This is a genomic window from Streptomyces europaeiscabiei, from assembly GCF_036346855.1.
Taxonomy (GTDB): domain Bacteria; phylum Actinomycetota; class Actinomycetes; order Streptomycetales; family Streptomycetaceae; genus Streptomyces; species Streptomyces europaeiscabiei.
On record NZ_CP107841.1, the window covers coordinates 3,025,840 to 3,038,808 of the forward strand.

Here is a 12,969-nt window from a genome sequence, read left to right on the forward strand (position 1 = left end):
ACGAATGAGTTCCGGATGACGGGCCCCACCTGCGCGACCGAGCGGGTGCCCTCCCCTACGCTGCGAGCCCATGAAGGTCAAAGGAACCAAGATCGCGATCGTGACGGGTGCGGGCTCCGGCATCGGCCGTGCCGTGGCCGTGGAGTTGCTGCGTGCCGGCTGGTCGGTGGCGCTGGCGGGCCGCCGCGAGGAGAAGCTCGCCGAGAGCGCGGCCGAGGCCGGCGCCGCGACGGACGCGGGCGTCGGGCCCGGGGCCCCGGAGGTGCTGTGCGTCCGTACGGACGTCTCGCGGCCTGGCGACGTGGACGCGCTCCTCGCCGCCGTGCGCGACCGGTTCGGGCGGCTGGACCTGCTCTTCAACAACGCGGGCACGTTCGGTCCGGGCGGGGTGCCGGTGGAGGAGCTGGACTACGCGGCCTGGCGGCACGTCGTGGACACCAACCTCAACGGGGCGTTCCTGTGCGCGCAGGCGGCGTACCGCCAGATGAAGGAGCAGGACCCGCAGGGCGGCCGGATCATCAACAACGGCTCCATCTCCGCGCACACTCCCCGCCCGCACTCCGTCGCCTACACCGCGACCAAGCACGCGCTGACCGGCCTCACCAAGTCGCTGTCGCTGGACGGGCGGCCGTACGGCATCGCGGTCGGCCAGATCGACATCGGCAACGCGGCCACCGACATGACCGAGCGCATGGCGAACGGCGTGCTGCAGGCCAACGGTCAGCTCGTGCCCGAGCCGGTGATGGACGTGACCGATGTGGCGCGGACCGTGCGGCACATGGCGGAGTTGCCGTTGGAGGCGAATGTGCAGTTCGCGACGGTGATGGCGACGACGATGCCGTACGTCGGGCGGGGCTGAGCCGCCGGAGGGCGGGCCGGCCCGCGCCCATCGGGTCCGACGGCATTCGTCCAGGGCTCAACTTGCACAAACGGAAGCTGTTGCTCCGGTCCATTGGGGCACGTGGCAGGCATATGCTCAGGACTCGCCTCCACGAGAGCTTCACACTTGGAGGCAGCGGCTTCCGTGACCAACCCGAGGGGGAGGGGGCAGCCGTTCCGTGCTCCGGAAGGGGGCGGACCTCGCGTGGGACCGCGAGGTAAGCACCGGAGCGCGGAACGGCTGCCCATCACCATTTCTTCTCCGGGCGGTATCCAAGCGGGATTTCCTGGCAATAGCCCATGGACGGCTCAGGAATGCGCTGTCTTATCGAAATCTGATCCCGGGCCTCGTTTTCTCAGGCCTCGCACATTCCTTACTCAGGGCCCCTCAAAGGTTCCTCCCTAGCTTGTGACCGCGCCCACAGCGGGCGCCAAGAACCTTTGAGGAACGGGATGTTTGGCATCTATCTCAAGCGTGAGCTGGGCCGGCGCAAGAAGGCGGCTCTGGTCATCGCCATGGGTCTGGCGCTCGGGATCGCGCTGGTCATCACCGTCACCTCGGTCTCGGCGGGAATGCGGCAGGCGCAGGACAAGGTCCTTCAGTCGCTCTACGGCCTGGGCACCGACATGACGGTCACCAAGGCCAGGGAGGCGCCCTCCGGGGACGACGAGGAGCAGGGTGGGCCGAGATTCGAGTTCGACGCCACCGCCGACGGCGACGACGGCGAGGAGCAGAGTTCCGACCGGGTGATGACCCAGGGCGGGCAGACCCTGAAGTCCTCGCTCGTCGCCAAGGTGGCGAAGCAGGACGGCGTCGCGGAGGCCGTGGGCGCGCTCAGCCTGAACGTCACCAAGGTCGACGGGTCCTTCACCCGGGGCGAGGCCCGCACCGACGACTCCTCCGCGCAGCAGCAGGGCCAGGGCGGTCCCGGCGGAGGCAACACCCAGGGTGGCTCCAGCCAGCCCCGCGTCGAGGGCGGCGGTGCCTCCTTCGGCGTCAACAGCTACTCCGTCGCCGGTGTCGACGTCACCGACCAGGACCTCGGCCCGCTCGCCACCTCGAAGATCACCAAGGGCAGCACGTTCACGGCCTCGCAGACCGACGCGAAGGTCGCGGTGCTCAGCAAGTCGTACGCCAAGGAGAACGAGTACACGGTCGGCGAGAACATCAAGATCTCCGGCACCAAGTACAAGGTCATCGGTATCGCGACGCCCGACACCAGCGAGTCGACCACCGACGTCTACCTGCCGCTGAAGCAGGCGCAGACCCTCGGCGACGCGAAGAACACCGTCACCACGATCTACGTCAAGGCGACCGACTCGCAGCAGATCGACGCCGTCAAGGCGACCATCCAGAAGAACATCTCGGGCACCACGGTCACCACCTCCGCCGACCTCGCCGAGACCGTCTCCGGTTCGCTGACCACCGCCTCCAACCTCGCGACCAGCGTCGGCAAGTGGCTGTCCGTCGCCGTGCTCGCCGCCGCGTTCCTGGTGGCCGCACTGCTCACCTCCTCGGCCGTCTCCCGCCGGGTGCGCGAGTTCGGCACGCTGAAGGCGCTCGGCTGGCCCAGCCGCAAGGTCACCCGGCAGGTCGTCGGCGAGTCCGTCGTGAACGGTCTGCTCGGCGGCGCCCTCGGCATCGGCCTCGGCCTGGCCGCCGCGTACACCGTGACCGCGATCAGCCCCACCCTCAAGGCGGAGCTGGGCAACACCGGTGGCATGGGCGGCGGCCCCGGCCGGGGCGGTGCTCCCGGTCAGCAGACCTCCAACGCCCTGGAGATCGCGCTGTCCGCGCCCGTCTCGCTGTCCACCATCGCGCTCGCGGCGGGCCTCGCCATCGCCGGCGGTCTGATCGCCGGGGCCATGGGCGGCTGGCGCGCCTCCCGGATGCGGCCCGCGGACGCGCTCCGCAGCGTGTCGTAGCCGACCGGCCCCCCAACCTCCCTAAGGACGAAGGACAACAGGACACCCCATGTACAAGCTCACCGGCGTGACCAAGCGCTACAAGCGGGGCAAGGAGACGATCGAGGCGCTGCGCGGCATCGACCTCGTCATCGAGGACGGCGACCAGCTCGTCATCCAGGGCCCCACGGGTGGCGGCAAGTCCACCCTCCTGCAGATGATCGGCGGCCTCGACCGTCCTTCCGAGGGCGGTGTCGAGCTGGACGGTGTGGACCTCGCCTCCATCAGCGAGGCCAAGCTGACCCGGGTGCGCGCCGAGAAGATCGGCATCATCTTCCAGTCGTTCAACCTCATCCCGACACTGACCGCACAGGAGAACGTCGAGACCGCGCTCGTCCCGCTCGGTGTGAAGCCGGCCGAGCGGCGCGAGCGGGCCGCCGAGGCGCTGCGCTCGGTGGGCCTCGGCGAGCGCCTCGCCCACGCCCCGTCCGAGCTGTCCGGCGGTCAGCAGCAGCGTGTCGCCATCGCCCGCGCGCTGGTCAAGCGGCCGAAGGTGCTCCTCGCCGACGAGCCCACCGGCAACCTCGACGAGGGCACCCGCGACGAGATCATGGCCCTGCTGGAGGGGCTGTGGCGGGAGCAGGGCCTCACCTTCGTCCTGGTCACGCACGACTCCTCGATCGCCCGGCGGGCGCCCCGGCTCGCCACGATCAAGGCGGGGCAGCTGACGCTCACGGAACAGAAGCAGGAACAGAGGCAGGAACCGCAGCCACGAGAGCAGGAGGAGTACGCGAGCTGAGGCCTCCTCAGTGACTGTCGTACGGGCCGCTCACCGCCCCAGGATCCGGTCGATCTCGGCCACCTGGTCCGCGGTGAGCGGCCCCTTCGCGAGGGCGCCCGCGTTCTCCTCGGCCTGGGCGACCGAGCGGAAGCCGGGGATGGGCACGGTCTGCGGGCTGCGGGCCCAGATCCAGGCGAGGGCGCCCTGCGCGAGGGTACGGCCCCCGCTGGTGAGGATCTCCCGCAGCGCCTCGACCCGGCCGAGCCATTCCGGGTCGGCGCCGGCACCTGCGGTGAAGCCCGGCAGCCAGGCCGGCGGAGTGCTGCGGATGTCACCGGCCTCCAGAGCGCGCCCCGGGGTGTGCTTGCCGGTGAGCAGTCCCATGGCGAGGGGGCTGCGGTTGATGCTCGCGAGGTTCGACTCCTCGCACAACGCGAGGAGTTCGGGCGCGTCCTGCAGGATGTTCAGCCGGTGCTGCACGGCCGCGCAGTGCGGTCCCTCGGCGAACACGGCCGCGCGGTCCGGGTCGTCGGTGCTCCACGCGTACGCCCGGATCAGACCCTCCCGCACGAACTCCTCGCAGGTGTCGCGAAGTTCGGCCGCGCGCTCGGGGTCGGCGTCGGAGAGGTGCAGCTGGTACAGGTCGACGTGGTCGGTGCCGAGGCGGTCGAGGGAGGCGGTGAGGGCGCGGCGGGCGTGGGCGGGGGTGTCGTCCTGGCCGGTGAGGGTGCGGGTGGCCTCGTCGAAGACGTTGCCCCACTTGGTGGCCACGACCACGTCCGCACGGCGCTTGCCGAGGGCACGGCCGAGGACCCGCTCACTGTGCCCGGTGCCGTACGCGTCGGCCGTGTCGAAGAAGGTGACGCCGAGATCGAGGGCGCGGTGCACCGCCCGTACGGACTCCTCGTCGTCCACCTTCCCCCAGCCGAGCGGCTGCCCGTCGGGTGCCTGCCACTCGCCGCCGATCGCCCAGCAGCCGAAGCCGAGGGCGCTGACCTGGATGCCGCTGCGCCCGAGGGGCCTGGTGTAAGGGTGCGGGTGAGTATGCGTGTCCGTGTGCGAGCTCGTCTCCATGACCATGAACGTTAGGAGTTGGAGTGCACACGAAGGCAAGCCCCTCGGGGGATCGTGTTGTTGTCAGGCCTCGCCCGTCTCGAAGCGGCTGATCCTGCCGTCCTCCGACACCGTGAAGCGCCACGCGGTGCGCATCTCGCCCCAGGTGTCGTTGCGGTAGTTGGCGACCAGGGCACGGCCACCGGCGGACTCGCGCTGGACCTCCATGTGGCCGTGGGAGGAGAAGATCTCCCGGTCGGTCCAGTCCGCGACGTCACGGTCGGAGCCGTCGTCCGACATGGTCGCGTCGTCCGTGAGGAGCGCGAAGAACGCGTCCTGGTTGTGGGCGTTCACCGCGGCGACGAAGGCCCGGACGGCCGGGTCGCTGAGTTTGGCGGGTGCGATCGTCATGGCGGCCAGCCTCACACCATCGGCGCGGGTACGCCACCGGAGACGCACGACGGATTCGGCGCCACCCGAACGGCGGCCAGGGCGGGTCGGGCAGGTGTGATCGGTGCGACGGTGGATACGCGGGAGGGGACCTACGCACGGGCTGCCCGGGAGTGATCATGACCTCATTCGACCGACGTGATCTGGGACTGCTGCTGCTCCGGCTGGGCGCGGGCGGGGTGCTCGCCGCGCACGGCACGCAGAAGCTGTTCGGCTGGTTCGGCGGGCACGGGATCGAGGGGACCGGCGCGTTCATGGAGTCCGTCGGGTACGCGCCCGGCAAAGCGAGCGCCACCGCGGCCGGGCTGGCCGAGACGGGCGGCGGCGCGCTGCTCGCGCTGGGCCTCGCGACACCCGCGGCCGGTGCCGCCGCGGCGGGCGCGATGGGCGGGGCGACCGCGATCCACGCGCCCAACGGGTTCTTCAACGCCGAGGGCGGCTACGAGTACGCCGCGACCCTGGGCCTGGCCGCCGCCGGCCTCGCCATCACCGGCCCCGGCCGGATCTCCCTCGACCACGCGTTCCGCCATGTCTTCGACCGGGGCTGGATGGTCCCGGTGGCACTCGCCGGTACGGCCGCGGTCACGACGGTGGTCGTCGGCATGCGCAACCAGCGGGTGCGGAAGGAGAAGGAGGGCGAGCAGGAGGCGCTGTTCGAGGAGTGACCCTCGCTTCCGAGGACCGATCGCCTCCCTTCGAGGACCGGCCGCCTCCTTGGAAGAGTGACCGCCTCCTTCGAGGACCGGCCGCCTCCTTCGAAGAGTGACCGCCTCCCTTCGAGGACCGGCCGCCTCCTTCGAAGAGTGACCGCCTCCTTCGAAGAGTGGCCGTCCCCTTCGAAGAGTGAGCGCCTCCCTCTCGAAGCTCTCCCGAAGCTCTCTCGGACCTCTTTCGAGGAGTGCCTGTCACTGTCGTAGGGGCGTGGCAGGCTGCGCCCCATGAGTGATCAGCACGCCGAAGCCCCCGCCCCCGGCTCCCCCGACGACCTCTGGCAGTCCGTCTCCCACCTCCACGCCTGGCTGGAGGCGGATCAGCCGTACGGCGGCCAAGAGGGCCTGCTGCTGCGGATGTTGAAGCTCCAGGAGGAGGTCGGCGAGGTCGCACAGGCGGTCATCGGCGCTACCGGTCAGAACCCGCGCAAGGGCACCACCCACACCTGGGACGACGTCCAGTCGGAGCTGTGCGACGTGGTCGTCACGGCCCTGGTCGCCCTGCGTACCCTCACCCCGGACGCCCGCGCGGTCTTCACGGCCCACCTGGCCGGGGTCACCGAACGCTCACTGGGCGCCCGCCGTGGCTGACAACGCGTTCTGGATCGCCGCGCTCACCGCCGGGACGGCCGTCCTCGCGAGCTGGGTGACGAGCAGGGGGACCGCGCGGGCGGCGCGCATACAGGCGGACACGACGGCGAGCGCGCAGCGGGTGGAGCGGCTGCGGCAGGCGCGGCGGACGGCGTACGCGGAGTTCATGGAGCAGGCGCAGCGGCTGAGCGATGTGCACTGGAAGGTGTCCGACGTGGTCCGGGGCGCCGGGAGCGGCGGATTCGGGCCGGAGCAGGTCGAGGAGCTGCGACGGCTGCGTGAGCGGCAGCGGGACGAGTACGCCACGCTGCGGAACCTCACCTGGGTCGTCTCTCTGGAGGGGCCCGACGAGGTCGCCGAACTCGCCAACAAGGTGCGGCGGACGACGAATCCGTTCCACAAGGCGATCGAGGCGATGATCGAGGGCGACACCGGTGCCGTCGCCCGCTTCGACGCCTGCTACTCGCCCTTCTGGGACGCGCTGAAGGAGTTCATCAAGGCCTCCCGCGACACCCTGCACGCCATGTAGGCCGACCGTGGGGCATACCCCGGTTGTCAGCCGGTCATACCCCGGGTTGACCCGGTGGTCTCGTCGTACTGCGTTCTGAGTAGCCGGAACTGTCGGCAGCCGCACGACGACGTGAGGGGGCCCCGGACGGGAGTCTTGGCAGGCATCCGAGACTTCTGACGTGGAGACCTGCGACCCATGGCAACCTTCCTTCATCGGCTGGGCCGACTGGCCTTCCGCAAACGCTGGTACGTCATCCTGCTGTGGGTGGCGGTACTGGGCGCCGTAGGTGTCGGCGCCCTCAAGGCCCCCGGAGCCTCCGACGAGGAGTTCTCCATGCCGGGCATCGAGTCCCAGAAGGCGTTCGACCTGCTCGAACAGCGCTTCCCCGGCGTCACGGCCGACGGCGCCACCGCCCGGGTCGTGTTCGTCGCGCCGAGCGGCGAGAAGATCACCGCCACCGAGAACAAGAAGGCCGTCGAGGACACCGTGGCCGATCTGGCGGACGGCTCGCAGGTCGCGAGCGCCGTCGACCCGTTCCAGGCGCGGGCGGTGAGCAAGGACGGCTCGACGGCGTACGCGACCGTCACCTACAAGGCCGCCGCGAACGATCTCACCGACGCCAGCAGGACCCGTCTGAAGGACGCGCTCCACGAGGCCCAGGACTCCGGGCTGACCGTGGAGGCGGGCGGTGACGCGGTCGCCGAGCAGGGCGGTGCGGGCGGGATGGCCGAGGTGATCGGTGTCGCCATCGCCGCCGTCGTCCTGCTGGTCACCTTCGGCTCGCTGGCCGCGGCCGGGCTGCCGCTGCTGACCGCGCTCGTCGGCGTCGGCTTCAGCATGGCCTCGATCCTCGCCCTGTCCGACGCCTTCGGCCTGTCCACCACGACCGGCACCCTCGCGATGATGCTGGGCCTCGCGGTCGGCATCGACTACGCCCTGTTCGTCGTCTCCCGCTACCGCGAGGAGCGCGCCAAGGGCCGTACGCCCGAGGAGGCGACCGCCCTCGCCACGGGCACGGCCGGATCGGCGGTCGTGTTCGCCGGGCTCACCGTCGTCATCGCGCTGGCCGGACTGTCCGTGGTCGGCATCCCGATGCTGACGAAGATGGGGCTGGCCGCCGCGGGCGCCGTGGTCGTCGCCGTACTGATCGCGCTGACCCTGGTCCCGGCCCTCCTCGGGTTCTGGCCGAACGCCGTGCTGGGGCGCAAGGCGCGCAAGAGCGGCCGGATCGAGGAGAGCTCGGAGACCAACGGGGGCACCCGCTGGTCCCGGTTCGTGCTGCGCCGCCCCGTGCCCGTGCTGATCCTCGGCGTCATCGGCCTGGGTGCACTCGCGGTGCCGATGACCGATCTGCAGCTGGGTATGCCCGGCGACGAGGCCAAGCCGACCTCCACCACCGAGCGCCGGGCCTACGACGCGCTCGCCGAGGGCTTCGGGCCCGGGTTCAACGGGCCGCTGACGATCGTGGTGGACGCCAAGGGCGCCGACGACGCGAAGGGCGCCGCGGCGACGATCGCGAAGGAGATCGGCGCCACCAAGGGGATCGTGTCCGTCTCCCCCGCACGCTTCAACGAGGCCGGCGACACCGCCGTCTTCTCGGCCGTGCCCGCCACCGCGCCGACCGACGAGAAGACCAAGGACCTGGTGACGGTCATCCGGGACGAGCGTCCGGGCATCGAGTCCGACACCGGGGCGACGTACGAGGTCACCGGCACCACCGCGCTGAACATCGACATCTCCGGCAAGGTGCAGTCCGCGCTGGTCCCCTATCTGCTGGTCGTGGTCGGCCTGGCCGTCATCCTCCTGATGGTCGTCTTCCGTTCCCTCCTCGTCCCGCTCAAGGCGGCCGCAGGCTTCCTGCTGTCGGTGCTCGCGTCGCTCGGCGTGGTCGTGCTGGTCTTCCAGCAGGGCCACGGCGCGGAGATCCTGGGTGTGGACCAGACCGGCCCGATCATGAGCCTGATGCCGATCTTCCTGGTGGGCATCGTCTTCGGCCTGGCCATGGACTACGAGGTGTTCCTCGTCTCCCGGATGCGGGAGGCGTACGTCCACGGCGACCGGGCCGACGAGGCGATCACCACCGGATTCCGGCACAGTGCCCGCGTGGTCGTGGCCGCCGCCCTGATCATGATCGCGGTGTTCGCCGGATTCATCGGCGAGAGCGACTCCATGATCAAGATGATCGGGTTCGGGCTGGCCTCGGCGGTCCTGTTCGACGCGTTCGTCGTCCGTATGGCGATCGTGCCCGCCGTACTCGCCCTGCTCGGCGACAAGGCGTGGTGGCTGCCGAAGTGGCTGGACCGGATACTGCCCCACGTCGATGTGGAGGGTGAGGCGCTCACCCGACGCGCCGACGCGGAGCCGGCCCCTGCCGGCACGGATCCGGCCGGCACGGATCCTGCCGGCACGGATGCGGCATCGGCCGACCCGGCCGAACTGGAAGTGACACACACCTGATCCACTCCCCACCCCCACCGGGGGCCGTCCGTGGCCAAGGGCACGGACGGCCCTCGGGGGCGTTCGCACCCGAAGTCGACCACCATGGTCACCAGCCCACCGACCGGAGTCACCGATGACCGTCAGCCTGGAACGGCGCTACGCCGATCGCCTGGAGGATTTCTCGGAGCGCCGACCCTTCCTCGTCGATCTGTTGCTGGCCATGACGCTGATGGGCTGCGCGACGCTCGGCAGCGCGCTCACCCTGCCCGGCGCCGAGCCGCCGGACCAGGACAAGGTCGGCGTCGCCCTCATGGGCGTGTCCTGTCTCGTCCTGCTCAAGCACCGCGCCTACCCGCGCACGGCCCTCGTCGTGACCGCCGTCTGCACGGTGATCGCGGTCGCGCTGGGCTATCTGCTCACCCCCCTGCTGCTGGCACCGATCATGGCGGCGCTCTACTGGCTGGCCACACTCACCGACCGGAAGACCACCCGCGCCTACGGCGTCATCACCGTCGTGGTGATGACGCTGGCGGCCGTGTTCTCCGACTCCATGGGCCACCTCTCGCTGGTGCTGAGGACGATCGGGCCCGCCTTCTGGCTGCTGCTGCCCCTCGCCGTGGGCCGGGCGACCCAGATCCGGCGGGCCTATCTGAAGTCGGTGCAGGCCCGCGCCGAGCACGCCGAGCGCACCCGGGAGGAGGAGGCCCACCTCCGGGTCACCGAGGAGCGGATGCGCATCGCCCGCGATCTGCACGACGTGGTCGCCCACCATCTGGCCCTCGCCAACGCCCAGGCGGGCACCGCCGCACACCTCACCCGCACCGACCCCGAGCAGGCCCATCGGATCCTCACGGAGCTGACCTCCACCACATCGGCGGCGCTGCGCGAGCTCAAGGCCACCGTGGGTGTGCTCCGCCGGCCCGACGACCCCGAGGCGCCGCTGACCCCCGCCCCCGGGCTCGACCGGCTCCCGGACCTGATGGCCGCGTGCGAGTCCGCGGGCCTCACGGTCACCGTCACCACGGAGGGCGCCCCGGGGCATCTCGACCCCGGCGTGGACCTGACCGCGTACCGGATCGTGCAGGAAGCCCTCACCAACGTCAGCAAGCACGCCGGCGTGGACGCGGCGCGCATCCGCCTCGCGTACGAGGAGGCCCACCTGACGATCACGGTCACCGACGACGGCAGCACCGACACGCCCCGTTCCGCCTGCACCGCGGAACCCGGCCGTGGTTTCGGCCTCATCGGCATGCGCGAACGTGCCCAGTCCGTCGGCGGCCGCCTGAGCGCCGGTCACCGTCCCGAAGGCGGCTTCGAGGTCACCACCGACCTCCCGCTGCGCACCCGCCCCCGGGCCCCCGAACCGGACGCGGAACCGACCCGAGACCAGCGGAAGTAGAACAGCACCATGACCATTCGTGTCCTGCTCGCCGACGACCAGGCCCTCCTGCGGGCCACCTTCCGGATCCTCATCGACTCCTGCGCGGACATGGACGTGGTCGCCGAGGCCACCGACGGCCGGGAGGCGGTCGACCTCGTCCGCGTCCACCGTCCCGACGTGGTCCTCATGGACATCCGCATGCCCGGCACCGACGGGCTCACCGCCACGGCCGTGATCTGCGCCGACGATGAACTGGCCGACACCCGCGTACTGATCCTCACGACCTTCGAGATCGACGAGTACGTGGCCCAGGCACTGCGCTCCGGCGCCAGTGGCTTCCTCGGCAAGGACGTCACCGCCGATGTGCTCCTCGACGGCATCCGCACGGTGGCCGCCGGCGACACCCTTCTGTCCCCCGCCGCCACCCGCACCCTCGTCACCCGCTTCCTCGCCGCCCCCGCCCCCGGCAGTCGCCTCGCCACCCCGGATCAGCTGACCACCCTCACCACCCGCGAACGCGAGGTCATGTCCCTCGCCGCGGAGGGCCGCTCCAACGACGAGATCGCCGAGAAGCTGTACGTCAGCCCGCTGACGGTACGCACCCATGTGCACCGGGCGATGACGAAGCTGGGGGCGAGGGACAGGGCGCAACTGGTCGTGATGGCTTACCAGTCGGGCTTGGTCCAGGTGTCACCACCGGACGAGGTGGCCGAGTAGGGGCGTGGGGCCGTTCGCGATCGGCCACGACGAAGTGGCAGACCACGACGGCCCCACGCCCCCGAGGTGCAATCCGGATCAACCCGGACGTGCCGCCCTACTCCTTGTAGAACGTGGCGTCCTGCCGGTCGAGGGTCGTGCTGACCGGCTGGGTGTAGAGCAGGTTGTTGAAGTGCCGGATGTAGCGGCCGGGGAAGTTGTACGACTCGTACGAGACCCCGGCCGCGGTGTCGGCGAGACCGGCCCGCTGGTGGAACGAGGCGTCGGCGTCGAACAGGGCCGTGCCGTCGTCCTTCTCCACCCACACCTCGTTGTTCTTGTGGCGGAGGTAGTAACCGGGGAAGTTCGCCGACTCCAGCGAGACCGTGCCGCTGCCCGTCAGACCGGTGACGATCCGGAACTGCGAGTCGGCCAGGTTGGTGACGTTGGCCTCCAGCTTGCCGCGGTACTCCCAGTGGCGGATGAACTTGTCCGGGTAGTTGAACGAGGAGAGCCGGACCGGGGTCGCGCCGTCGGCGACGGGGATGCCGAAGTTGGGCGTGCCGTCGGCGTTCCAGTACAGCTTCTGGTAGCGGGTGCGGCGGTTGGGGTCGTTGAGCGGGTCGCCGCTGATGTCCTTGTAGTTGCGGTCGTGGTAGACGAGGATGTCGGACTTTCCGTCCTCGGACGTGGTGAAGGTGTTGTGGCCGGGGCCGTACTGGCCGGTGGCGGCGTTGCTCTTGAAGACCGGGGTGGGGGTCTTGACCCAGGAGGCCGGGTTCATCAGGTCGGCCGAGTCGGAGGCGGTCAGCAGGCCGAGGCAGTAGTTGGCGTCGGTGGCGGCCGCCGAGAACGTCATGAAGACCTTGCCGCCCCGCTGGATGACCGCCGGGCCCTCGTTGACGGTGTGGCCGACCTTCTCCCAGGCGTTGGTGGGCCGGGAGATCATGACCGGACTGCCTTGAATCGTCCAGGGGTTGGACATCTTCGCCAGGTAGATGTTGGTGCCGTCGCCGACCGCCGGGTCGTTCTGCGCCCAGCTCAGGTAGCGGGTGCTGCCGACGGTGAAGGTCGTCGCGTCGAGCGAGAAGGTGTCGAGCGGGAGGGAGATGCGGCCCTTCTCGGTCCAGGTGCCGGTGATCGGGTTGGCGGCGCTGGTCTCCAGGACGTACGGGCGGATCTTCCAGATGTCGTTGGAGGAGCCGGCCGTGAAGTAGATGTACCACTTGCCGTCGATGAAGTGGATCTCCGGCGCCCAGATGTGGGCGCCCATCTCACCACTGGCGTGCTTGGTCCAGATGGTGGTCTCCGCGGCCGTGGACAGCCCCTGGAGGGTGGTGGCCCGCCGCATCACGATCTTGTCGTACGCCGGGACCGTGGCCGTGAAGTAGTAGAAGCCGTCGGTGTGCTTGAAGATGTGCGGGTCGGCCCGCTGCTCGGCTATCGGGTTGGTGAAGGTGACGGCCGGGGACGCGGGCGCGGCGGCCTGGGCGGGGGTGGTGACACCGGTGAGCACGGTGAGCGCCACCGAGGCGGCCACCAGTACCCGTCTGACGAGTCGTCTCATGTCTTG

Annotated in this window: 12 protein-coding genes; 9 read left to right on the forward strand and 3 right to left on the reverse strand. The window is 70.4% G+C overall.

Annotated elements, in window-relative coordinates:
* The first annotated feature begins 70 nt into the window (after positions 1-70).
* The 3 genes from OG858_RS13120 (at position 71) to OG858_RS13130 (ending at position 3,583) form a co-directional block, all read left to right on the forward strand.
* On the forward strand, positions 71-859 hold the full coding sequence (locus OG858_RS13120; RefSeq protein WP_328544892.1) for an SDR family oxidoreductase: 789 nt from the start codon (positions 71-73) through the stop codon (positions 857-859).
* 473 nt (positions 860-1,332) lie between these two features.
* Positions 1,333-2,805 (forward strand): ABC transporter permease, encoded by a 1,473-nt coding sequence (locus OG858_RS13125; RefSeq protein ID WP_319064626.1) that lies wholly within the window; start codon positions 1,333-1,335, stop codon positions 2,803-2,805.
* A 49-nt stretch (positions 2,806-2,854) separates the two neighbouring features.
* Entirely contained in the window at positions 2,855-3,583 is a 729-nt protein-coding gene (locus OG858_RS13130) for an ABC transporter ATP-binding protein (RefSeq protein WP_319064627.1), read from the forward strand.
* Between the two features lie 30 nt (positions 3,584-3,613).
* Here the strand turns inward: OG858_RS13130 and OG858_RS13135 are convergent, their stop codons facing one another.
* Positions 3,614-4,645 carry an aldo/keto reductase gene (locus tag OG858_RS13135; RefSeq protein ID WP_406196070.1) on the reverse strand — a complete coding sequence of 344 codons (1,032 nt, stop codon included), beginning with the start codon at positions 4,643-4,645 and terminating at the stop codon, positions 3,614-3,616.
* Positions 4,646-4,702: 57 nt separating this feature from the next.
* On the reverse strand, positions 4,703-5,029 hold the full coding sequence (locus OG858_RS13140) for a sigma-70 family RNA polymerase sigma factor family protein (RefSeq protein ID WP_086750901.1): 327 nt from the start codon (positions 5,027-5,029) through the stop codon (positions 4,703-4,705).
* Positions 5,030-5,187: 158 nt separating this feature from the next.
* On the opposite strand from OG858_RS13140, the gene OG858_RS13145 reads away from it, so the two are divergent.
* From OG858_RS13145 to OG858_RS13170, 6 genes are all read left to right on the forward strand, one after another.
* Positions 5,188-5,733: a DoxX family membrane protein gene (locus tag OG858_RS13145; protein ID WP_086750903.1), complete on the forward strand. Its 546-nt coding sequence runs from the start codon at positions 5,188-5,190 to the stop codon at positions 5,731-5,733.
* Between the two features lie 273 nt (positions 5,734-6,006).
* Entirely contained in the window at positions 6,007-6,369 is a 363-nt protein-coding gene (locus tag OG858_RS13150) for a MazG-like family protein (RefSeq protein ID WP_319266775.1), read from the forward strand.
* Positions 6,362-6,898, forward strand: coding sequence for a hypothetical protein (locus OG858_RS13155; protein ID WP_319064630.1), 537 nt, complete (start codon positions 6,362-6,364; stop codon positions 6,896-6,898). The genes OG858_RS13150 and OG858_RS13155 overlap by 8 nt, the downstream gene beginning before the upstream one ends.
* Before the next feature lie 177 nt (positions 6,899-7,075).
* Positions 7,076-9,337: an MMPL family transporter gene (locus OG858_RS13160; protein WP_328544891.1), complete on the forward strand. Its 2,262-nt coding sequence runs from the start codon at positions 7,076-7,078 to the stop codon at positions 9,335-9,337.
* Positions 9,338-9,452: 115 nt separating this feature from the next.
* Positions 9,453-10,718 (forward strand): sensor histidine kinase, encoded by a 1,266-nt coding sequence (locus OG858_RS13165; protein ID WP_319064632.1) that lies wholly within the window; start codon positions 9,453-9,455, stop codon positions 10,716-10,718.
* Positions 10,719-10,727: 9 nt separating this feature from the next.
* Complete coding sequence (locus tag OG858_RS13170; RefSeq protein ID WP_328544890.1) at positions 10,728-11,417, forward strand: response regulator transcription factor; 690 nt, start codon at positions 10,728-10,730, stop codon at positions 11,415-11,417.
* A gap of 97 nt (positions 11,418-11,514) precedes the next feature.
* On the opposite strand, the gene OG858_RS13175 is transcribed toward OG858_RS13170, so the two are convergent.
* Positions 11,515-12,963 carry a family 43 glycosylhydrolase gene (locus tag OG858_RS13175; RefSeq protein ID WP_319064634.1) on the reverse strand — a complete coding sequence of 483 codons (1,449 nt, stop codon included), beginning with the start codon at positions 12,961-12,963 and terminating at the stop codon, positions 11,515-11,517.
* Positions 12,964-12,969: the final 6 nt, after the last annotated feature.